Here is a 20,278-nt window from a genome sequence, read left to right on the forward strand (position 1 = left end):
AAGTTAGAACCTCGTATTTTAATAGAAAACCCTGAATACAGTTTCGGTGACACCAAAACAGAAAACATACTTATACATGGAGATAATCTTTTGGCGTTAAAATCTTTAGAACAAAATTATGCCGGTAAAGTAAAATGTATATATATAGATCCACCATATAATACCGGTAATGCCTTTGAACATTATGATGATGGGATAGAACATTCTCTTTGGTTGAGTTTAATGAAACCTAGATTGGAATTACTTCATAAATTATTAAGTACTGATGGTTCAATATTTGTTTCAATTGACAATAACGAAGTTGCTTATTTGCAAGTAATGATGGATGAAATATTTCAAAGGAAAAATAGAAAGAATATAATCATTATTAAAAGAGGGTCTGTTACTGGAGCAAAAGTTATCAATCCTGGGCTAGTTAATATTTCTGAATTTATCTTAGTTTATTCAAAAGATGCATCAAAGTGGAATCCGAATAGGTTATCAAGAAAAAAAGATAGGGATAGTAGATATGGTACATTTATTGAAAATTTTGATGAACAATTCTCTAAATGGCGCTTTATACCGTTAGCAAATGCTTTGAGTTTAAAATTTGGAGTAAAACCTAATCTTCTTAAAAAACAGTTTGGTGAAAATTATGAAAACGTTGTGGACGAATTTGTTTATGAAAATTGCGAAAGAATTATTCAATTTGCAACACTAGACGAAAAAAGTATTAGTAAAGCTGCCCTTGAATTAAAAAAAGAGTCTCAACAAAATCAGGGAATTACATTTGTTTTAGAAAGAGAAGGCAAAAAACCTTATTTTATTCACAATGGCAAGTTAATGCTTTTTGTGAAAGACCGTCTTCAGGTAATTGATGGTGAGTTAAGTTTTAGTGAGCCATTGACTGATATTTGGGATGATGTTCTTCCAAATGATTTACACAATGAAGGGGGAGTTGATTTTAGAAAAGGAAAAAAACCAGAAAAATTAATTCAAAGAATTTTCGATTTAGCTTCAAACGAAGGTGATATAGTATTAGATAGTTTTTTAGGTAGTGGTTCAACTGCAGCAGTTGCGACAAAAATGAACAGAAAGTGGATTGGAATCGAACTAGGAGAACATGCAAAAACACATTGCTTTACACGACTTAAAAATGTTATTGAAGGAGAACAAAGAGGTATCAGTAAAGCAGTTCAATGGCAGGGCGGTGGTGGTTTTAAATTCTATAATCTTGCGCCAAGTTTATTAAATAAAGATAAATTTGGCAATTGGGTTATTAGTAAAGAATTTAATCCAACTATGCTGGCCGCAGCTATGGCAAAACAAGAAGGTTTTACCTATCAGCCCAGTGAGCATAAGTTCTGGCAACAAGGTAACTCCTCTGAAAATGATTTTATTTTCACCTCTACTCAATTTTTAACAGTAGAAGCTTTAGATAGTATTGCAGCAGAAATGCAAGATGGGCAAAGCCTGTTAATTTGTTGTAAAGCATTTCAAAAAGAATGTAAAAGTAAATTTCCCAACATCAGCATTAAGAAGATACCGCAAATGTTGTTAAACCGTTGTGAGTTTAATAAAGATGATTATAGCTTAAACATAATAAACTTACCAAAAGAAGAAGATCAAGAAGAAACTCTGAACGAAGATACTGATGCAATACATAGTGTGCAGGAAATTAGAGATAGCCAAGAAAAAAATACCCCCCAAACTTCTTTATTTTAAACCTTAACGTCATACTCATCAATGGATAACATTGCCAATAATATCAAACTACGTCTATCATTAAGAGAGCCTTTACAAGATTCTTTAGATATTTTAGTACAACTTAGTCAGCAATTAAACCTAAGTAAAGCACCAAACGAACAAGAAGAAGCGAATGCTTTTTTAGCAACAGAACTAGATAAAGTAAAACTACTTTTTCCTACCTGTACCAATTTCGAGCGTGATTTTGCTTCAATTGCATTTTCAATAGCCACAGGGGTTGGTAAGACTCGTTTAATGGGGGCATTTATTAGTTATTTATATTTGAGTAAAGGCATAAAAAACTTTTTCATTTTGGCGCCTAACCTAACCATTTATGATAAACTGATAGAAGATTTCGGCAATCCATCTTACTACAAATATGTGTTCAATGGTATTTCAGAGTTCGTACATAATCGTCCAGTAATTATTACCGGGGATAATTATGCGCAACAGGGTGGTTTGTTTAGTGATGGTGAAATACGTATCAATATATTTAATATAGCTAAATTTAATTCAGATAATCGTGGTACTAAACAGGGTGGGGTAAGTTTAGCACCAAAAATTAAACGCCTATCAGAGTATTTAGGAGAATCGTATTGGCAATACCTATCAAGTTTAGATGATTTGGTCATTTTGATGGATGAAGCACATCGTTACCATGCAGATGCTTCTAAAAATGCAATTAATGAGTTGAAACCGATTTTAGGTTTAGAGCTTACCGCTACTCCTTTTGACGAAAAAGGAAAAGCATTTAAAAATATTTTTTATGAGTATTCCCTGGCGCAAGCACTAGCAGACGGTAAATTTGTAAAAGCACCAGCCATTGCCAAGCGTAAAAACTTTCTAAAAGGGTCATTAAACGAAAAGGAAGTTGAAATCATCAAACTTGAAGATGCTGTAAGTATTCATTTAGATACCAAAACTGAATTAGAAATTTATGCTAAAAACAATGATGTAAGGCTTGTTAAGCCTTTTATTTTAGTGGTTTGCAAAGATATTAATCATGCTAAAGAAGTATATGATTACATTAATTCAGAAGACTTTTACGATGGTGTTTTTGTAGATAAGGTATTACAGATAGATTCATCAACCCGTAAACAGGAAGAAGTAGAACAGCAATTTATTGCCTTAGAAAGTCCCGAAAGTAGTATTGAAGTGGTGATACACGTAAATATGCTTAAAGAGGGATGGGACGTAACCAATTTATATACAATTGTACCATTGAGAGCAGCTAATGCTGCTGTATTAGTAGAGCAAACCATTGGTAGGGGGTTACGTTTACCTTACAACGGTAAAAGAACAGGAGTTGATAAAATAGATAAATTAACCATAGTAGCGCATGATAACTTTGATGCAGTTATTGAAGCGGCCAAAGACCCTAACTCTATTTTAAACAAAATCAGCTTTATAGAAATTCCTGAAGAAGATTTAAATATAAAAACAGAAGTAATTACATCAAAACCCAAAACAGAAATTGCTTTTGAAAAGGAACAAAAACAAATTGATGTAATAATAGATACTACTTCGAAACAAAAAGCTCAAATTGGTTTAGATGCTAAAAAAGCAATCGTCTATGCACTTCCAACATTTAATTCATTACCAGAAGTTCGTAATGTTAAAGATTTAAGCAAGCCAGAAGTAAAGCAAAAAGTAATCAAGCAAATAGAGGCGGATTTAAATAGAGGCCAAGCTAATTTATTTGCCCTGCAAATTTTAAAAGAAGCAGAAGCAGCCTATGAAAAAATTGTAACTGATTACCAAAATAACATCATTGAAATACCAAGGATGGATTTGGTGCAGGGAGAAGTAAAAGCAGGTTTTAACAACTTTGATTTAGATGTTACAGATTTCTCATTTCAAGCCTTAGAACAAGAAATCATAAGAATAGGTTTAACCGACCAAAAAGTAGAGACTATCAAAGCTAAGGCTAGCGGTTCTTATGGCAATCCAATTAATAATATCATCGCTTCATTAATAGATTATCCAGAAGTAGATTACGACGATAATGCCGAACTACTTTATCATTTAGCCACGCAAGCTTTTGATGCTATAAAAGATAATATGTTAGAAGTCGAACATTTATTTGAAGCTATTTTTCAATTCAAAACAGCTATTGCATCTAAAATTTACGAACAAATGAAAGCACATTTTGTGGTTGAGGTACAAGATTATGTAGCACCAAAGGTATTGGCATTTGTAAATATAGAGCCTTGGAATTTCTCGGCTTTAATTAACGCTGGGTATAGAGATTACAAGACGTAATAACACCGGTAAGTTTCATACCAAAATTTGTGTTTAGAGGTTTTGAAAAAGCTTGCCATTTTGAATATAAATTTGATTCTAAAACCGAACAAGATTTGGCATTTGTTTTAGAAAATGATAATTCTGTATTAAAATGGTTGCGCCCAGCTCCAAGGCAATTCCGTATTTATTGGGACAATAACTCTAAACAATACCATCCAGATTTTATTGTAGAAACTGCTGATTGTATTTATATGATTGAACCTAAAGCATCAGATAAAATGAAAGATTCAGATGTTTTAGCAAAAAAAGTTGCAGCAGAAAGATATTGTAAATATGCTATAGAATACACTTCTCAAAATGATGGTAAATCTTGGAAGTATATCTTAGTTCCACATGATGAAATAAGCAGAACAATTAATTTAAGTTATTTAATTGCAAAATTTGGATAATTGATATAATGACAATACACAATATCTTAAATGAATTACAAAGAGGACTCTGGTACATATTTGTTTCTATGCCAACTCAAATTAGCGAAACAGGTACAAGTAGGGAATTATTGGTGCTCTTTAGTCTTGTCATTTTTTTTCAAATTGGTTTTTGGTACTCAGTGGATATACCAATTAAAATGGTTCTTCGTCACTTTTGGTGAATTATGCTGACCTTGCAAGAACCATTTTTCTCAACAACTGAAAACCCACCCTGCCGTACATTTTTCTTTTGATATTTTTGATTCGGTTTACCTGGCCTTCAACTTGTCCGTTGCTTATGGTTGTTATTACTGCATTATTCACTGCCTCATAGTCCTTCAATAGATTTTTGGCAAAGTTCTTCAGTCCGCACTCTGATCTTAGCGCCTCTTCAATCCATTTTTTTAACAGTCCAGCATCGTCCAGAATATCCACTTTCTTCTGAAAGCAAGTGGCCGGGTATAAACTATATTTTATATTGTCTTTTAAACACTAGTTCTCTTTTTTATATAATTTATAAGTTGTTGCTGCCAATTACTTTCTTTTATTGTGATATAACGGTAATCTTGTAATAATGGGGGGATTTCTGAATGATCTAGATCCAATATTAAGCAGATGAAATTAGAATTGTCTTTACCAATTCGCTGTTGAATAAAGTAATTCATTTCTGATTTTGCCCAGTTAGATGATAAAAAACTTCTTGATAGGCATAATATTCCAAGCTTGGCATTGTTTAATCCTTCGTTTATTTTATCAGAGATACTATCACCAAGATCAATTTCAAATTTGTCAAACCATACATTAAAATCTTCCTTTTGTAACTCTAAGAATATTTTTTCAACTAAGGGTTTGTCTATGGAGGAGTGTGATAAGAAAATACTTGAAGTATTATTTTGTTCGGTTTTGCCCCATATCTCTTCCATTATTTTTGAAGTAGGAAAGATAAATACTTTATTTTTATAATCAGTTAGAACGGTTTTTAGCTGTTCAAGAGTACTAAATGAATAAGCGTTGTAACTTTTATTATTAATTTGATTCGCGACTATTTCACTTAAAGAGTAATTGAATTTTAGGTTATTTTTTTTTTGAGGATATGTCTCAATAAGCCACTTGTCAAATATTTCTGATTTTTTTTCAAACACCAGTAAAAGCAAAAACTCCAATTTATAAATATTGTTATTTGCAAGTATAGTAATGCCAGTTAAAGTGTTGGTGTCGAATCTTTTAAGGATGTCAGAAATAAAGTTTAATTCTTCTGTTCTTTCTCTGTAAGAAAATTCAAATAAATATGTCTTGTGGTTTATCATACAGTTTTTTTAGTATCTATCTTTATATTTTTGATGTGAATTGTAAATCTCATTTTCATGGGTTACTAGTTGTTGAATTTATTTAGGTTAAAATTTCACCTTATACCTTTAATCTTATTTTTTCGAATAAATCATCATTCAGAGTCGTTCTACTTTTACTGAAATGTGCTTCTCTATGACAATTAGGACATAGTGCTGCAACATTCTCAGGAAGATCAGGGCCGTCATCAGCCAATCTGAAAATATGATGTACTTCCAAAAAAGGGACGCCTTTTTCTGTAATAAAAGGAGCAGGTTTCTCACATAGTTCACATATACCTTGAGATCTTAAAAGCGCATAAGTTTTTACCAATAAACTACGTTCCTTATACTCTTGGACTGTGATTTTTTTCTTTCCTGTGTTTGCAGATTTTTCCTTAGCACTTATTTTTAAAGCTAGCTCAGTAAGACTTAATCCTTTTGAAGGAGGGGCAATGGATTCTATTTCAAAATCATTAAATATGTTACTAGCGGGGATTAATCGGTAAATAACTAAACTATCACCTTGCCGATTTCCAGATTCAGCCACCACAGTTCCCCATGAAAGAACTGAGAATATTCCTTCAAACCTATATTTTTTTTTGCGATTTCCTTGTTCCTTGATTTCTTTTGCATTTCGCTCCCTAGTGCTAAATAAAAGTATACTTGCTTTTTGATTAGTTAAGAGCGAATTTGAAGACGTATGAGCATTTTGATCACCTTTACTACCTTGTCCATAGTAATCCCATGAACCATCTTCATGTCTGTAATCATGATAACCCGATTCCTTTCCGGAGCTTCCACCCGAAGTTATTATTACACAATCCGGATCTTTAGTTTTTGAGTTATATATTATACCAGAATATCCTTGTTTACTTCCAACGAACTCAAGTAATTCATCACGGAAATATTCATCATTGACTTTGAATTTAAACATAATGTTTTCAGAGATTAATAATTAGGGAATTTAATTCTAGACAATTCACCAAGCTCAAGAACTTTTGTCTTCATGTATTTGATCTCTTCCTTATTATGATTAAATATATCATTATCGATATCTAGCGAAATGGCTGTTCCTGCCATACAAACCATTAACATACCTTTTCCTCCACCTACCTCAGAGTAATCTATATCAGTAGCTAAAATAGCATTACCACCAAGTTGAGCAGTTTGAAGCCTAAGTTTTTTTCTGCAAATGTCTTCACCAGATGAAATTTTTCCAGCCATTGTATTTGATTGTCCACCTGTAAAGTCTGCCCAAGACCCAGATAATTCTGACATGAAACCGGTTCCAGATATTGATTGAGTACTAACCATTCCTATGGTTGAATAAACCCAACCTAACGGGCTATGACTTGTGATAATGGGTATTAAGTTAATAAGCTTTAAAATATCATTTAATATCGCTTCCTTTTTTTGAGTTATCTCAGATTTGTAATTAGTTATTAAAACTCCTGCGCAATCATTACAATAGGCTTCTGAATTTGGAAAATGGAATGAATTTATAAATTTTGATACATTAGGCTCCATAATGTATTTTGAAACAAGAATTCCATTAAGCTTTTTATTACAATTAGGACAGTTTTTATATTCCATTTTTTGAGAGGGTAATTTTATTCATACGTATTTGTTGCTTTGATTATACAGTTGTAAAATTGATTTTTTAGGGAGAAAGTCCTTAGAAGACAATCCAAAATGATCTGCAAGCTTATTGATAGATATTGTATTTTGCTCTTTTTCTAGGATTTTTGACGTTTGTTATGAAAGATTGGGACATTCCCATTACAAAACCAATATCAGCTTGATTTAAGTTTTTTTCTGTCCTTAATTTAGTAGTATAGTCAATAATATATTGTTCAATAGGAGATAAGGTTATGTTTTGCAATATCCTAGAGTTAGAATTTTCAATTTCTCTTTTAGGAAGTTGATTCATTTTTAAAACACTCTAACAATTTCGTAGGTTCGATTTCTAATCCTTTAGCAAGCGAAATAATCGTTGTTAAAGAAAGATCAACCCTTCCTTTAGATATTCGTTGAACGTGACTATGTTCCAACTCTGCTCGTATCGCTAGCTTTCTAAGTGAGGGAGTTACACCGTTTTTTTTTTTTTTTCCGTATTCAGCTAACAATTCAATTAAATTTTCGGCGAATTTCAACTTTATTTCCTCTTTCCAGTCCATGGGACGAAATTTCCATTAAAATGAGAAACTAAATGCCATACGATCATATGGCATATTCAGATTTATTCTTATATTTGATTAAGTATTTAATTATTAGACAATGATATTAATGCAAAGTGCATTGGTATAAATAAAAGTCTCTCGTAAGAAAACCGCTATTAGATCACGAGAAGACTAGTGAAAATGCCCTTTCCAAAGGATTTTATATATATTTGCGTATATGAAAAATCAATAAGGAGGGGCTTCACTTAAGTCTTTTGTGGTCAATTAGGTCTACGACTTAAAGGTTCTTAGCGGTACCTCTTGCAAAAGATGTGAAGTCTCTCTTTATTGATTTTTCATCCTTCCCGAGACTCATTTAAATTTTTAACCAATTAAAAATGAGTATGAAAAAGCCAAATAATCCCATTCCTCCAAAAGAGCAAAAATCCATTGATTCGCTCAACGCCAAATACACTTACAACGAAGTTTGCGTATTCCATGAAACAATCTTCCGAATCCTCGGAAGCAGTGACTTATCCTGTTTAAAAACGGCCGATCTAAAAAGCATCGAACACTTTGCGCGTACCATAGTCAACTTACTCGATTCTCCGCAAATATCAGACAGCGTAAGAAACAAATGTCAAACCCAAATTGCTAACAACATCTCTAAAATCAAGAAAAGCATCCCTCAAAAAACAAGTGATTACCAATCCAAAAAAAGCCTGTACGATCTCATCAACTGGATCGATTACATGAATCACAAACAAAGGCTCACTTTAGAAGTAATCCTTGATGATTACTACTACCGTTTCCCATTTTCCCAGAGCGCTATAATCATGGAAGATTATATCCTCCAGCAAACTACTTCCGCTTAAAAAGCAACGCAATACCTGCTAAATAAGCACCCACATTCCCAATACCAGCCTCTGATCAGAGTTAACACCAATACCATCACCTCATCTTGATACCAAGATATCAGTATATCAATAAAACTAACCAATAAAACCAGTATCTCAAAAGCCGTATGAAACACGCGTAAAACTATCACTGACAACTTGATACTGCTTAAAACAATGCAGGATTCACAAACCAATTCACATGAAAAAAACGATCTCAATTATCGCCATGGCCGCGCTTTGGCTAAAATTCAGGAATCCTTACCAGATCAAAACCTTTCTTTTGCTGGTAATAACCTTGCTCAGCTTACCTGAATACAACCTGTTCGCCCAAACAAGCGGACAGCTCATTAATGGAACAATAACCGACAGCCACGGTAAACCATTACCGGGAGCAACTGTAAGAATAACCAATACGAATACCTCTACCTTAACAGACAAGGAAGGACATTTCACTATCAAAACCGCCACCCAATCCGGCACTTTAACCATAACTTTTATCTCTTTCAAAACTCTCGAAATCCCGTTTAATCCTTCCATCAAATACCCCTTAAAAATCATCCTGGAAACTGGTGAATCTACCTTAAACGAAGTCCAGGTAATAGGTTACGGACAAACCACAAAAAAGCTCAATACAGGGAGCATATCTGCCATAACTGCTGTACAAATTGAAAAAAAACAGCCCGTAGCAAATATCCTGTCTGCTTTATCTGGTAGAATGCCAGGGGTATTTGTGCAAACCACAAATGGCCTGCCGGGTGGTAATATCAATGTCCAGATTAGGGGTAAAGGATCTATTGCTGCGGGCACAAATCCTTTATACATTATTGATGGCGTACCTATGGATGCAAACGCTGCCGGATTAAGCGCAAGCATTGGCGCATCAAATATTGCTGGTGTCACTAGTCCTTTAAACAGTTTAAACCCTGCTGATATTGAAAGTATCACCGTTTTAAAAGATGCAGATGCAACCGCAATATATGGGAGCAGGGCAACAAATGGAGTCGTTTTAATCACAACTAAAAAAGGAAAATCAGGTAAAACCCAAATTGAACTCAATGTTTCGCAGGGGATTAATCAGGTTGCCAATTATCCGCGGCTGCTTAATCTGGATCAATATTTACAAATCAGAAGAGAAGCTTTTGCTAACGATGGCAAGATTCCTTCCAGTGACCCTAATTCTGCAAACTATGCGCCCGATTTAACGGTATGGAGCCAAACGGAATCAACCGATTGGGCTAAACACTTTTTAGGCAATACCGGGCAGGTGACTAATATGCAGTTGAGCATATCGGGAGGTGATGAAAACACCAATTTCAACTTTGGCGGTAATTACCGTACCGAGGGTACTATTTTGCCGGGGAACAGCAATTATAAACGTGGTGGTTTACGGGCAACTTTCCAACATACCTCAAAGAATAAAAAGTTCTATCTCCAGTTTGCTAATTCTTTAAATCTGGACGATAACAGTTTGTATAACCCAAGCCTGAGCTTTTCGGCGGGCTTGCTCTTGCCACCAAACTATCCTGTTTACGAAGCTTCGGGAGGATTTAACTGGTATGCGGGTACAAACCCGGTTGCAGAGATCAATGCGCGTTCAAAAACAAGAACTGACAATACGATTAGTAATGTATTGATGAGGTATACGGTTTCGGCCGGTTTAGCATTCAGGATTAGCGCGGGTTACAATAAAAATAACCTGAATCAGATACAGCTTTACCCGACAAGGTCGCTGTATCCGGGAACGGATAACTACTCGGTTTTTGGGACAAACAGCAACCGCTCAGTAATTTTTGAACCTCAGGTTGACTATGTTAAATCTTTCAAAAACAGCCGGGTTTCGCTCTTGCTTGGCGCAACGTACCAGAATAAATTGACCGAAGGACAGCTGATCAGGGGGACAAACTTTAGCAATGAAGGGTTGATGGAGAATTTATCTTCGGCCGGGACTATTACTGCCCGGTCAAACACTTATACACAGTACAAATATGTTTCTGTATTTGGCCGGGTTAATTACGCGCTGAAGGATAAATATATTGTGAATGCGACAATCAGGCGGGATGGGTCATCAAGGTTTGCAGAAGGCAATCAGTTTGGCAATTTCGGTTCTGTGGGTGCTGCATGGTTATTTGCAGACGAACCCTGGATGAAAAAGAACCTGAGTTTTTAAGCTATGGCAAGTTAAGAAGCAGTTATGGGCTGACGGGGAATGATCAGATTACGGATTATCAGTATCTGTCTGCATATGGCAATGCGAGCAGTCCGTATCAGGGAGTAACCGGGTTAATGCCTTCGCGGATTTCGAATGCGAACTTTCATTGGGAAACCACGCGGAAGTTGGAATTTGCTGTTGAACTGGGCTTCTTAAAGAACAGGATCTTACTGAACGTAAATCATTATCGCAATAGCAGTGATGACCAGCTGGTGAATTACGCGATCCCGCGGATGACTGGTTTTTCCAGCTATCAGGCCAATTTACCTGCTGTGATTAGCAATACGGGTTGGGAAGTTGAGTTAAACACGAGAAATATAGAAGGGAAAAGGTTTAGCTGGACAAGTTCTTTTAATATCACGATGCCGAGAACGCTGTTAAAGAGTTTCGAAGGATTTGAGACTTCAAGCTACGCGCAGACTTTGCAGTTGGGTTATGATATTTCGAGGGTTTACGGGACAAGGTTAACGGTTGATCCGGCAACGGGGAAAGCGGTGTATGAGACTGCTCCGGGATCAACAAGTGTTTATGAGTATTTCACGATAGGGAAGCAGACGCCCGATTTTTATGGTGGCTTAGGGAATACTTTCCAGTATGGGAATTGGAGCATGGATGTTTTCTTGCAGTTTGCGAAGCAGATGGGGCGGGGTGGGCTACGTAATTTACCCGGGAGATTGACAAATAACTATATAGCAGTTTTGGAAAGGTGGCAAAGTACCGGACAACTAACCGACATTCCAAAATCGTCAACAGTTAATGATGGCTATTTCCAATATAGCTCAAGCAATTATTTCGATACTTCATATTTAAGGCTTAAAAACGTAGGGCTTTCTTACAGTTTCCCTAAAAGTCTTTTGGAACGCATCAATCTGCAACAATTAAGAATCTATGCTCAGGGGCAAAACCTACTGACTTATTGGAACAAGAACTCGGCTATTCTTGATCCTGAATCCGGAGCATTTAATAACACCCAAAAGAATATTCCACCTGTAAAGTCTTTTGTGATCGGTTTACAATTAACTCTTTAAACAAATTATTATGAGAAATATAAGTATGGCAATCATGCTGTTTTTACCAGTCCTGGTGATTTACGGTTGTAGGAAAATGATCATGGTAGAATCACCAAAAAATCAATTAACTACTGATAAAGTTTTTGCTGATTCTACATCGGCATCTGCTGCTTTGTTAAGTGTTTACACAAATTTTGAAAGTCAGTTTGAGCCAAATTATAGTACCTATATGAACTTGTATACTGACGAAATGGGATATGTAGGTATAGATGTGACTAATAGCGAGTATTATACTGGCAGATTAACTTCTGGCAATGCAACCAATAAGAATACCTGGTCTTATCTGTTTACCATTATTTACCAGTGTAACGATATCTTATCGCAACTACAGAATAATAGGTCTTTATCAAAATCATTGGTTAAACAATTATCTGGTGAAGCCAGATTTTTAAGGGCATTTGCGTATTTCTATCTGGTGAATTTATATGGCGATGTTCCGTTGTTACTGCAAACGGATGTAGAGTTTACGAGAAAGGCTAAAAGGGATGATCAAGCTCTTGTATATACTCAGATGATCAAAGACCTGACAGAATCAAAAAATGAGCTCTCGTCTTCTTATATAGGGGCTGGTAAGGTGCGTGCCAACAAGCTTGCAGCGTCAGCTCTGCTATCACGAATCTTCCTATACCAAAAGAATTGGAGCATGGCTGAAAAGGAAGCAGATGCTGTGATAGAATCTAATCTTTATACGCCATTAGAAGTATTGGGAAATGTTTTTAAAGCTAATAACAGGGAGGCTATTTTACAGTTTTGGAATGAAAACGGATTTATAAGAAATAGTAGTAGCATCTTCAATCCATCGTCTACAGGAGTTCCTCAATATATCATTACAACTGATTTATATAATGCTTTTGAGATGGGGGATATGCGCAAAAGCAATTGGGTAGGTCTAAAAAATGTGATTACAGGTGGAGTGGGGAAGATCTGCTATTACAATCTTAAGTATAAAAATAAGACTGCGAATACTAGTAATCCTGAATATTTAGTGGTTATGCGTATTGCTGAACAGTTCCTGATCAGGGCAGAGGCTCGTGCTATGCTTGGCAATATTAAAGGCGCGGTTGATGATCTCAATGTGATCAGAAAAAGAGCTGGATTAAGCCCGTTATCTGATTCTTTACATATCCAGGAATGTTTAAGTGCGATAGCCAAAGAAAGAAGGGTAGAGCTATTTACTGAAAATGGGCAACGCTTTTTTGATCTGAAACGAAGCGGTCAGCTGAATACTGTAATGGGTAATTACAAACCCGGGTGGGAAAATGGAACGAGCTCATTGTTACCTGTCCCTCAGGACGAAATCACTAACAACCGGAATTTACTTCAAAATCCGGGATACTAAAATTCAATTTTAAAAACACATATGATGAATAATAAATGGTTTAAAACAATAGCAGTTAGTTTAATTTGCATTTCTGTAACCTTTTTGGTTCCAAGGGCAATTGGTCAGACTATTGAAAACAAAATACCCGATTTAAAAATTGATGGTGCTTTCATTAATGGAGATCAAAAATCGTCTTTACCTGACTTGTATAAGAAGGGTGGTCTGATAATTAATTTCTGGGCAACCTGGTGTGCGCCCTGTATAAAGGAGCAAAAGGTTCTGGATTCTTTGATGCAGATTTATCCGGAATTATCTGTTTTATCTACTACTTATCAGGATTCTGTATTAGTCAGAAAACACTTTGAAAAGGTTGGACTACCTAAATCCAGATCTATGATCATTACTGCTAATGATAAAGTACTTCATAATTTGTTTAAACACAGGTCACTTCCTCATAATATTTGGATAGATAAAACCGGCACAATCAAAACAATAACTGGTGGTGATGAGATCAATGAAAAGAATGTAAAGGACTTTTTAAAGGGTAATTCGCCCAAACTTGATTTAAAGATGACGATTTGACTTTTGATTCAAGAAAAACTTATCATGTTCCGGATAGCATGATCCTGTTTCGTAGTTATATATCGGGAATTAATAATCGGATAACCAGCGGTCTAATTTATGGAGGTTATGATGAGAATAGAAAATTTGATCGTCTTTTTGCCTGGAACAGACCTATAACCCAGTTTTTCTGGCTTGGGTATACCAACCAGCAAAATCATAGAATGAATTGGAATTTAATTGAGCTGGATTCTTCTGATTCTACGAGATTTATTCAGCCGGCACTCAATAAACCGCTATTTGAAAGGTCGAGATACAACAATGGATATGATTTTTTAACAAGGGAAAAAAAATGGGATAATGACAATATTTACTGTTATGAATTAATACTGCCACGAAAAATTAGTTTTGACGAATCTTCTGAAAATATGTTTCCTGATCTTGAAAAATTCTTTAATGTAAAGGCTTCAACAAGAAAAAAGAGGATAATCTGCAATGTAGTTACTCTAGACAGGTCAAAATTGATGAAGTTACCAGTTTCAAATGGAGAAAGATCAACTTTAGGCTGGAATCATGAAAGTTTAACAATAAGTAGTCTCTCCATCAATAAGATTTTGAATGTTTTATTAGAAAAATTTACTGATAATGTACCTTACATCAATGAAACAGGGTATGAAAAGTTACTTAGTTTTAAAATTACAAGTAAAAAAGGCAAATTAACCTTGGAGGATGTATGGGCAAAGCTAAATGAGTTTGGCATACATAAAGTGGAGAAGAAACGATCCTACCGGATTTTAGTACTGAAGGACTTAACTCACCCCGGGAAAAAATAATCTTGTTTATAATGTTCAATGCAGCAATAGCTGCATTGAACTGTTAGGGCTTAGTGGTGATTACCTGAAGAATTAATTATTGATGTAAATTACTTCTGTGGGTAATCCTGTTCCTGATGAAAGTTCACCAGATGCACATTCATTTACCTTGCCCTTGCAACCATAGGTATCTTGTGCCTCCATAGCAGTTTTGTCATTGAGTATACCGGAATAGCCCGGTCCTGAACCGAACCAATTATACCGTGGCTCATCAACTCTTGGCGTGTTTGCAACTTTTGTAGCGAATGCTCCGCTTATTCCAGCCACTAATGCAATGGCCAGCATGGTGTTTTTTATTACGAACATGATTTAAAATTTTAAGTGAGAAATTCTGTTAATTGTATTCTATTCGTGGGACCCTGAGAATATTCGAGATTTTGGTTTATAAATAGTTGGCAGTATGGAGATAATCATAAATACTGCGTTAAAAACAAGATGTGTTTTCCAGCCCATTTGTGAAATGATGCCTCCACAAGTACAGGGTAGTTTTTCTCCGGAGAGCAGCATGATTGCGATATAGATCTCAAATGTGAAGAGCAGTAGGAAAGAAGCATAGAATCCTTTTAGCCTTAAACTGTTCTTGAATAACATCCATACAACAACTAGTTCCAGAACAGGTAATAGAATGCTAGTAAGGGAGCTAACGAAGCAATGATTGGCATTTGCGCCAGCTTCATCTGAAATACAAACTTGTTATATTCTAAGATTTTAGAAATTGCTGTATATCCGAATAGCAAAATGAGGAGCACAGCTGCGATCAGGGCTAAATTATTTAATTGGAGCGTTTTCATATCCGGCTTGTATTTGGTTATACTAAAGGTCGGATGATTTGTAAAAGGAAATGGTAAGAGTTCTTACCATCGGAGGGAAGAATTCTTACCATTTTATATGATAAACCCGGAATTATCTTAATTCCTTTTTCTAATCACGGAAAGGTGTTTGGGATGTATATTCAAGAAAGAAGCCATAATTTTATTGCTAACCTTATTACTCAGATGTTTGTATTCCTTTAAAAAAGAAATATATCTTTCATCGGCATTTTTTTTTTATTCTGATCATCTTCTCTCTTTCATAACCAGCAGTTATAATTTCTTCATAAATTTCAATTAGCATTAAAGGTAAATGAGGATCTGAATGATGAAGATGCGGAGCTAAATTTATGGACCAGCCTCTGGTTTCCGCTAAGAATCTGATATACTCAACAGGAGGTCTTTGACGGGAGAAAAGAAGATAGGGAATGATAAATCCATCTGTTGATAAGTATGCTGTCATTTCTTCTAGTTCATGAATGAAAATTCCCTGGACAACGCCTGTTTCTATATAATATAGTTTATCAATAGAATGGGACATCGTATGGATTATTTCATTTTTTTTAAAAGAAACAGGGTTACATAGCTCTTCAATTACCTGAACGGAGACTGGGTTCGAGTTTTTTAACCCGATAAGTTTTTGGTTCAGGCTCTTCATAGCAGAATGCGTTAAGAAGCTCTTTTATGTAATTGAAGTTTTAGAAAAACCTGAAAGTCTACCGCCATAGTCTATTTGTGATTAATTTGTAATATACTTAATTTTAGTTAAATATATTATCATTGAAATTATATATTCCAACGAATTAATCTCATTCTTTTTAATGAGATTGTAAATTGCAATTAAAATAAGCGGTTTTGACTTGTAGATTTTACTGTAGAATGTTGCTCAGATCCTTACCAAAAATAACCACCGGCACCGTTCGAATCTGCTGGTTTTAACCCTTCGGTCTTCTTTAAATACTCGAGTAACTTATTGAAATGACCCATCCTGAGATTGATTCTCAAAATTATTATATGCTGTTTAAAGTCTGGATGATCACTAAGAATAATTGTATCATGAGGATATCGCAATAAGTTTTTCATGCCATGTGTTCTTGTCGTTAAAGAACCATAAAAACCTCTTCCAAAGTCCAGGTATTTATAGTTTTTCAGATCAACCGTTTTGTTCTTGTTCCAGGGCATAAGATACCTGATCTGCATCACGCTATTTTCATCTACGGCTAACCGGCAACTATATCTTGATAGAAAGAAGTAAAAGGCAATTACGATAAGAACAAGATAAAACAGAAGCCCAAACGTGTGCGCTTGAAGGGAAGCTACATTGAAGGAAAATATAGGCTATTAAAAAAAACTATAATAAAATATATAGTCAGTGAATAGGAGAGCTTTAATCTCATTATTTAATTGTTTCCCCAACTGGTGGTGGATTCCCGGTTCCTCCAATTCTTTGAAAGCTTATAAAGTCAATTTTATTATCCTGATCAGTGCTGAACTGAAATTCAGCACTAATTCCCTCAATTTTTGCCTTCAAAAAATAGTTGTAAACTCTGTATGATCTTGCCAGAAAACTTGCGGATCTGAATCCTCCGGTCATACCTTTAATTTGCTTTAAATAAGATACGAGCTCTTTTTTAGTGATTTTCTTTTGATACTTAGAAGAAAAGGAATCAAAAATATCATCATACTTTTGACTATTGAATTGTGTTACAAATTTCTTTGCGATATCTTCTGCATATTTATCTTGTGCAATTGCTGAAAATGAGAATAATGATACAATAATTAATAAGATTGATAATTTCATTGGCATTTTATTTTGTGGCAATCTAATCATTAAAATTACAGAACTTCCTGAGAAATATTCTCCAATGCTGAAGAAACTATCTTGCTCCAGGTAAACAATAAAACCCTCTTCTAAAAAGTATCAAAACTATTTCTGTTTTTCAGGGTTCTAGCCTGAACTTATCGACATAGTATTTGAGATAAGAAATTAATTGATAGTGTTATTCCACTTTGAGGATTTACAGTCACAGAAGTCGTTTCACTCACTGATTTCTTAATTTCTTTACCCATACGCTCAAATGCTTTAATCAAATCAGGACTTGCTTTTTCTTTATTCATCTCTATATTTAGTTTTTGAATTTTTAAAGTAACCATATAAGAGTTCTTTGCATTCCATAATGAAAGGTTCTTATCACCTTCAGAAGGTATTCCCAGTTCTTTTACTATTATTTTTTTTAGCTTTTCCATTTTGTTTTTCCCAAAAACAGCAGTTAAAGAATAGTGGTCATCACTATTTGTAATGGTGACGGTTGCACTTTCGTGTGTGGTATTTGTTTTTTCTCTGGTCTGAGCTTTTAACGTTAAAAACTGGGCAAGGATAAAAATTGCGATAAGTAATGTTTTCATAAAAATTGGTTTTAATTATTACACTAATTTAGGAAGGAGAAAATCAATTTACGGTTAATGAAAGGTTAACGAAGGGTTAATGGGTGATCATTGAAATAAATGAGAATAAATTATTATGTAAGTTTGAAATATAGATGGATGTAACTCTGAAGATAAAGACCCTGATTATTTCGTGCATACTAACGATAGGCACGTTGTCATATATTCAGTTTTATTTGGTTAGGAATACTTATCTGATCACCAGAGATAAGTATTATACTGAAATAAAATTGGCTGTCAAGAGTGTTTCAGGCAATCCAACTGTAGATTCTTTAAACCAGGAATCATTGGCATACATGTTGCAAATGGCGGATTTATATGCGCATAATCAACTAGACAAGGAAACTTTTTTTAAAGAACTCAAAGAGAAATATAAGAAGACCGACAATTATATGAATTGAAGGGGAGAAGAATGCACGTCAATTATTGAAAAACTTGCAATATAATGAGCAGTACGACGAGATTCTTATTAGTCTTAATGGACATAGAGATACGCTGCTATCGGCTCTGGATAAACCATTTGTATATATTGGGTCATCAATCAGAACAATCCCCCGTGTCTCAAAATTACCTCTGGACAATTATTCCAGTGTAACGACAAAACAAACTAGGGACAGCGATGGTAATGGATTAACAACCGATTTACAACTGACTGTTAAACGTTCTCAGTATATTGATGTATCAAACTGGGAATATGAGATTTTTAAACGCATGGCTGGTATTCTTATTCTGGCAACGGCGCTGATTATAACAGTAATTCTATTGTTTTATCTGATTTTTCGTGCACTGATCAAACAAAAGAAAATAGCTGACATGAAAGCTGATTTTGCCAATAATATTACGCATGAATTAAAAACCCCGCTCAGTTCGATGAGTCTTATCTTGAAGACTTTAAAAAAAAATGAAAGAAGTTCTTGTTGATCATGGGAAATTAACTGAGCTTTTCGATATGATAGAAAGACAGCATGCTAAAATTCAACGGACTGTGGATAGTGTGCTGGAAAGTTCCATGTACGCTGAAATCACTCCTGAATTAGAGGTACATAATATCAAAGAATACTTAATCAATTATAGTAAGAATTTAGATTTCGTTTCCGATCGTCTGGAAGTGAATATAGAAGAAAAGGTCTGTTCGGTATTGCTAAATCCGGGGCTAATCGAAAAGGCATTGAATAACCTGATTGATAACGCTGTTAAATACACTGAAATAGGGACTGAAATCAGGTTGAAGTCCTATTTAGAAGGACGAAGCTACTGTATTGATATCACAGACATAGGTTCGGGGATTGACCCTCAGTATATCCGGTATATTTTTGATAAATTTTATCGGATTCCCGAAAAGGATAAACACACGATTAAAGGGTTAGGATTAGGGTTATACCTGAGTAAGCAGGCGCGATAGAACTTATGAAAGGTAAACTTCTGGTCAGAAATAACCAGGGGCCGGGCTGCACATTTACGATTATACTGCCGTTATATGAAAATTAGAATTTTAATCGTAGAAGATGATCCTGATCTTGGACATTTGCTCAAACAGTATCTTGAATTAAATGATTTTGATGCTGTTCGTGTATTTAATGGGGAAGAGGCGAGAGCAGAACTTCAGAGAGATAAGTATGACATCCTTATTTTAGATGTGATGATGCCTAAGGAAGATGGTTTTACGTTAGCGGCGAAAATAGCGCAGCTTTATCCGGCTTTACCATTCCTGTTTGTTACGGCAAGAAAAATGAAGGAGGATGTACTAAAAGGTCTTCAATTAGGGGCGGATGATTATATTCTAAAGCCATTTGATGCTGATGAATTGATTTTACGTGTAAAGAATATATTAAAGAGATCTGTCAAAGTAACAGATGGTCCTTTAAAAATCGGCAGCTACTTATTTCATCCGCGCAGAATCTGCTGCTTTTAATTTCTCCGGTTATGGAGAAGGTATTGACGGAAAAGGAATCAAATCTGTTGCTTTACTTTTATAACCATCAAAACCAGGTGATCAAAAGAACAGAAATCCTGAACCAAATCTGGAATGATGCTGATTTCTTTACTGGCCGGAGTATGGATGTATTTATAAGCCGTTTAAGAAAATATTTGGGCGAAGACCAGTCTGTTCAAATTGAAAGTATACGTGGAATTGGGTTCCGGTTTATAATCAGATGATTATTATTG

25 protein-coding genes are annotated in these 20,278 nt (G+C 35.0%); 13 read left to right on the forward strand and 12 right to left on the reverse strand.

Going from position 1 to position 20,278, the window contains the following annotated elements; all coding sequences use genetic code 11:
• The first annotated feature begins 90 nt into the window (after positions 1-90).
• The 3 genes from ACWYN3_RS04325 to ACWYN3_RS04335 are packed head-to-tail and all read left to right on the forward strand — an operon-like array spanning position 91 to position 4,418.
• Entirely contained in the window at positions 91-1,704 is a 1,614-nt protein-coding gene (locus ACWYN3_RS04325; protein WP_456220025.1) for a site-specific DNA-methyltransferase, read from the forward strand.
• A gap of 21 nt (positions 1,705-1,725) precedes the next feature.
• Positions 1,726-3,987: a DEAD/DEAH box helicase gene (locus tag ACWYN3_RS04330; protein ID WP_456220026.1), complete on the forward strand. Its 2,262-nt coding sequence runs from the start codon at positions 1,726-1,728 to the stop codon at positions 3,985-3,987.
• 29 nt (positions 3,988-4,016) lie between these two features.
• Positions 4,017-4,418, forward strand: coding sequence for a hypothetical protein (locus tag ACWYN3_RS04335; RefSeq protein WP_456220027.1), 402 nt, complete (start codon positions 4,017-4,019; stop codon positions 4,416-4,418).
• Positions 4,419-4,622: 204 nt separating this feature from the next.
• Here ACWYN3_RS04335 and ACWYN3_RS04340 read toward each other — a convergent pair whose 3' ends face one another.
• From ACWYN3_RS04340 to ACWYN3_RS04360, 5 genes are all read right to left on the reverse strand, one after another.
• The gene (locus ACWYN3_RS04340) at positions 4,623-4,874 is read right to left on the reverse strand and encodes a transposase (protein ID WP_456220028.1); all 252 of its coding nucleotides are present in this window, start codon (positions 4,872-4,874) and stop codon (positions 4,623-4,625) included.
• A gap of 50 nt (positions 4,875-4,924) precedes the next feature.
• A complete protein-coding gene (locus ACWYN3_RS04345; protein WP_456220029.1) occupies positions 4,925-5,746 on the reverse strand; it encodes a toll/interleukin-1 receptor domain-containing protein in 822 nt (273 codons plus the stop codon).
• Positions 5,747-5,846: 100 nt separating this feature from the next.
• Positions 5,847-6,701: an HNH endonuclease gene (locus ACWYN3_RS04350; RefSeq protein WP_456220030.1), complete on the reverse strand. Its 855-nt coding sequence runs from the start codon at positions 6,699-6,701 to the stop codon at positions 5,847-5,849.
• A gap of 14 nt (positions 6,702-6,715) precedes the next feature.
• Positions 6,716-7,360 (reverse strand): heavy metal-binding domain-containing protein, encoded by a 645-nt coding sequence (locus tag ACWYN3_RS04355; RefSeq protein ID WP_456220031.1) that lies wholly within the window; start codon positions 7,358-7,360, stop codon positions 6,716-6,718.
• A 320-nt stretch (positions 7,361-7,680) separates the two neighbouring features.
• The gene (locus tag ACWYN3_RS04360) at positions 7,681-7,944 is read right to left on the reverse strand and encodes a hypothetical protein (protein WP_456220032.1); all 264 of its coding nucleotides are present in this window, start codon (positions 7,942-7,944) and stop codon (positions 7,681-7,683) included.
• Between the two features lie 386 nt (positions 7,945-8,330).
• Between ACWYN3_RS04360 and ACWYN3_RS04365 the strand changes: the two genes are divergently transcribed.
• From ACWYN3_RS04365 to ACWYN3_RS04390, 6 genes are all read left to right on the forward strand, one after another.
• Positions 8,331-8,801: a hypothetical protein gene (locus tag ACWYN3_RS04365; RefSeq protein WP_456220033.1), complete on the forward strand. Its 471-nt coding sequence runs from the start codon at positions 8,331-8,333 to the stop codon at positions 8,799-8,801.
• Between the two features lie 223 nt (positions 8,802-9,024).
• Complete coding sequence (locus ACWYN3_RS04370) at positions 9,025-10,992, forward strand: SusC/RagA family TonB-linked outer membrane protein (protein WP_456220034.1); 1,968 nt, start codon at positions 9,025-9,027, stop codon at positions 10,990-10,992.
• Positions 10,944-12,062 carry a hypothetical protein gene (locus ACWYN3_RS04375; protein ID WP_456220035.1) on the forward strand — a complete coding sequence of 373 codons (1,119 nt, stop codon included), beginning with the start codon at positions 10,944-10,946 and terminating at the stop codon, positions 12,060-12,062. Before ACWYN3_RS04370 ends, ACWYN3_RS04375 begins: the two co-directional genes overlap by 49 nt.
• 10 nt (positions 12,063-12,072) lie before the next feature.
• The gene (locus tag ACWYN3_RS04380; protein ID WP_456220036.1) at positions 12,073-13,443 is read left to right on the forward strand and encodes a RagB/SusD family nutrient uptake outer membrane protein; all 1,371 of its coding nucleotides are present in this window, start codon (positions 12,073-12,075) and stop codon (positions 13,441-13,443) included.
• A 21-nt stretch (positions 13,444-13,464) separates the two neighbouring features.
• Complete coding sequence (locus ACWYN3_RS04385; protein WP_456220037.1) at positions 13,465-14,007, forward strand: TlpA family protein disulfide reductase; 543 nt, start codon at positions 13,465-13,467, stop codon at positions 14,005-14,007.
• Positions 14,008-14,210: 203 nt separating this feature from the next.
• Positions 14,211-14,819, forward strand: a complete 609-nt coding sequence (locus ACWYN3_RS04390) for a hypothetical protein (RefSeq protein WP_456220038.1) — start codon at positions 14,211-14,213, stop codon at positions 14,817-14,819.
• A 72-nt stretch (positions 14,820-14,891) separates the two neighbouring features.
• Here the strand turns inward: ACWYN3_RS04390 and ACWYN3_RS04395 are convergent, their stop codons facing one another.
• The 7 genes from ACWYN3_RS04395 to ACWYN3_RS04425 form a co-directional block, all read right to left on the reverse strand.
• Positions 14,892-15,164 carry a hypothetical protein gene (locus ACWYN3_RS04395; protein ID WP_456220039.1) on the reverse strand — a complete coding sequence of 91 codons (273 nt, stop codon included), beginning with the start codon at positions 15,162-15,164 and terminating at the stop codon, positions 14,892-14,894.
• 39 nt (positions 15,165-15,203) lie between these two features.
• A complete protein-coding gene (locus ACWYN3_RS04400) occupies positions 15,204-15,449 on the reverse strand; it encodes a MauE/DoxX family redox-associated membrane protein (protein WP_456220040.1) in 246 nt (81 codons plus the stop codon).
• Positions 15,450-15,460: 11 nt separating this feature from the next.
• Positions 15,461-15,649 (reverse strand): hypothetical protein, encoded by a 189-nt coding sequence (locus tag ACWYN3_RS04405; RefSeq protein WP_456220041.1) that lies wholly within the window; start codon positions 15,647-15,649, stop codon positions 15,461-15,463.
• A gap of 238 nt (positions 15,650-15,887) precedes the next feature.
• Positions 15,888-16,325 carry a hypothetical protein gene (locus ACWYN3_RS04410; RefSeq protein ID WP_456220042.1) on the reverse strand — a complete coding sequence of 146 codons (438 nt, stop codon included), beginning with the start codon at positions 16,323-16,325 and terminating at the stop codon, positions 15,888-15,890.
• 236 nt (positions 16,326-16,561) lie between these two features.
• On the reverse strand, positions 16,562-16,867 hold the full coding sequence (locus tag ACWYN3_RS04415; RefSeq protein WP_456220043.1) for a hypothetical protein: 306 nt from the start codon (positions 16,865-16,867) through the stop codon (positions 16,562-16,564).
• A 196-nt stretch (positions 16,868-17,063) separates the two neighbouring features.
• Positions 17,064-17,468 carry a DUF3887 domain-containing protein gene (locus ACWYN3_RS04420; RefSeq protein ID WP_456220044.1) on the reverse strand — a complete coding sequence of 135 codons (405 nt, stop codon included), beginning with the start codon at positions 17,466-17,468 and terminating at the stop codon, positions 17,064-17,066.
• A gap of 158 nt (positions 17,469-17,626) precedes the next feature.
• The gene (locus ACWYN3_RS04425; protein ID WP_456220045.1) at positions 17,627-18,073 is read right to left on the reverse strand and encodes a hypothetical protein; all 447 of its coding nucleotides are present in this window, start codon (positions 18,071-18,073) and stop codon (positions 17,627-17,629) included.
• 465 nt (positions 18,074-18,538) lie between these two features.
• Between ACWYN3_RS04425 and ACWYN3_RS04430 the strand changes: the two genes are divergently transcribed.
• From ACWYN3_RS04430 to ACWYN3_RS04445, 4 genes are all read left to right on the forward strand, one after another.
• Positions 18,539-19,033 (forward strand): histidine kinase dimerization/phospho-acceptor domain-containing protein, encoded by a 495-nt coding sequence (locus ACWYN3_RS04430; RefSeq protein ID WP_456220046.1) that lies wholly within the window; start codon positions 18,539-18,541, stop codon positions 19,031-19,033.
• A complete protein-coding gene (locus ACWYN3_RS04435) occupies positions 19,014-19,514 on the forward strand; it encodes a sensor histidine kinase (RefSeq protein WP_456220047.1) in 501 nt (166 codons plus the stop codon). Before ACWYN3_RS04430 ends, ACWYN3_RS04435 begins: the two co-directional genes overlap by 20 nt.
• Before the next feature lie 75 nt (positions 19,515-19,589).
• Entirely contained in the window at positions 19,590-20,024 is a 435-nt protein-coding gene (locus tag ACWYN3_RS04440) for a response regulator transcription factor (RefSeq protein WP_456220048.1), read from the forward strand.
• Positions 20,025-20,035: 11 nt separating this feature from the next.
• Positions 20,036-20,269, forward strand: coding sequence for a winged helix-turn-helix domain-containing protein (locus ACWYN3_RS04445; RefSeq protein WP_456220049.1), 234 nt, complete (start codon positions 20,036-20,038; stop codon positions 20,267-20,269).
• Positions 20,270-20,278 lie beyond the last annotated feature (9 nt).

This window comes from Pedobacter sp. NJ-S-72, from assembly GCF_053890575.1.

Coding starts and splice junctions, on each gene's coding strand:
- ACWYN3_RS04330 (WP_456220026.1), top strand. CDS start 1,726: ATGGATAACATTGCCAATAATATCAAACTACGTCTATCATTAAGAGAG.
- ACWYN3_RS04345 (WP_456220029.1), bottom strand. CDS start 5,746: ATGATAAACCACAAGACATATTTATTTGAATTTTCTTACAGAGAAAGA.
- ACWYN3_RS04350 (WP_456220030.1), bottom strand. CDS start 6,701: ATGTTTAAATTCAAAGTCAATGATGAATATTTCCGTGATGAATTACTT.
- ACWYN3_RS04355 (WP_456220031.1), bottom strand. CDS start 7,360: ATGGAATATAAAAACTGTCCTAATTGTAATAAAAAGCTTAATGGAATT.
- ACWYN3_RS04360 (WP_456220032.1), bottom strand. CDS start 7,944: ATGGACTGGAAAGAGGAAATAAAGTTGAAATTCGCCGAAAATTTAATT.
- ACWYN3_RS04365 (WP_456220033.1), top strand. CDS start 8,331: ATGAAAAAGCCAAATAATCCCATTCCTCCAAAAGAGCAAAAATCCATT.
- ACWYN3_RS04370 (WP_456220034.1), top strand. CDS start 9,025: ATGAAAAAAACGATCTCAATTATCGCCATGGCCGCGCTTTGGCTAAAA.
- ACWYN3_RS04375 (WP_456220035.1), top strand. CDS start 10,944: ATGGTTATTTGCAGACGAACCCTGGATGAAAAAGAACCTGAGTTTTTA.
- ACWYN3_RS04380 (WP_456220036.1), top strand. CDS start 12,073: ATGAGAAATATAAGTATGGCAATCATGCTGTTTTTACCAGTCCTGGTG.
- ACWYN3_RS04385 (WP_456220037.1), top strand. CDS start 13,465: ATGATGAATAATAAATGGTTTAAAACAATAGCAGTTAGTTTAATTTGC.
- ACWYN3_RS04390 (WP_456220038.1), top strand. CDS start 14,211: ATGAATTGGAATTTAATTGAGCTGGATTCTTCTGATTCTACGAGATTT.
- ACWYN3_RS04395 (WP_456220039.1), bottom strand. CDS start 15,164: ATGTTCGTAATAAAAAACACCATGCTGGCCATTGCATTAGTGGCTGGA.
- ACWYN3_RS04400 (WP_456220040.1), bottom strand. CDS start 15,449: ATGTTATTCAAGAACAGTTTAAGGCTAAAAGGATTCTATGCTTCTTTC.
- ACWYN3_RS04405 (WP_456220041.1), bottom strand. CDS start 15,649: ATGAAAACGCTCCAATTAAATAATTTAGCCCTGATCGCAGCTGTGCTC.
- ACWYN3_RS04410 (WP_456220042.1), bottom strand. CDS start 16,325: ATGAAGAGCCTGAACCAAAAACTTATCGGGTTAAAAAACTCGAACCCA.
- ACWYN3_RS04415 (WP_456220043.1), bottom strand. CDS start 16,867: ATGCAGATCAGGTATCTTATGCCCTGGAACAAGAACAAAACGGTTGAT.
- ACWYN3_RS04420 (WP_456220044.1), bottom strand. CDS start 17,468: ATGAAATTATCAATCTTATTAATTATTGTATCATTATTCTCATTTTCA.
- ACWYN3_RS04425 (WP_456220045.1), bottom strand. CDS start 18,073: ATGAAAACATTACTTATCGCAATTTTTATCCTTGCCCAGTTTTTAACG.
- ACWYN3_RS04435 (WP_456220047.1), top strand. CDS start 19,014: ATGAAAGAAGTTCTTGTTGATCATGGGAAATTAACTGAGCTTTTCGAT.
- ACWYN3_RS04440 (WP_456220048.1), top strand. CDS start 19,590: ATGAAAATTAGAATTTTAATCGTAGAAGATGATCCTGATCTTGGACAT.
- ACWYN3_RS04445 (WP_456220049.1), top strand. CDS start 20,036: ATGGAGAAGGTATTGACGGAAAAGGAATCAAATCTGTTGCTTTACTTT.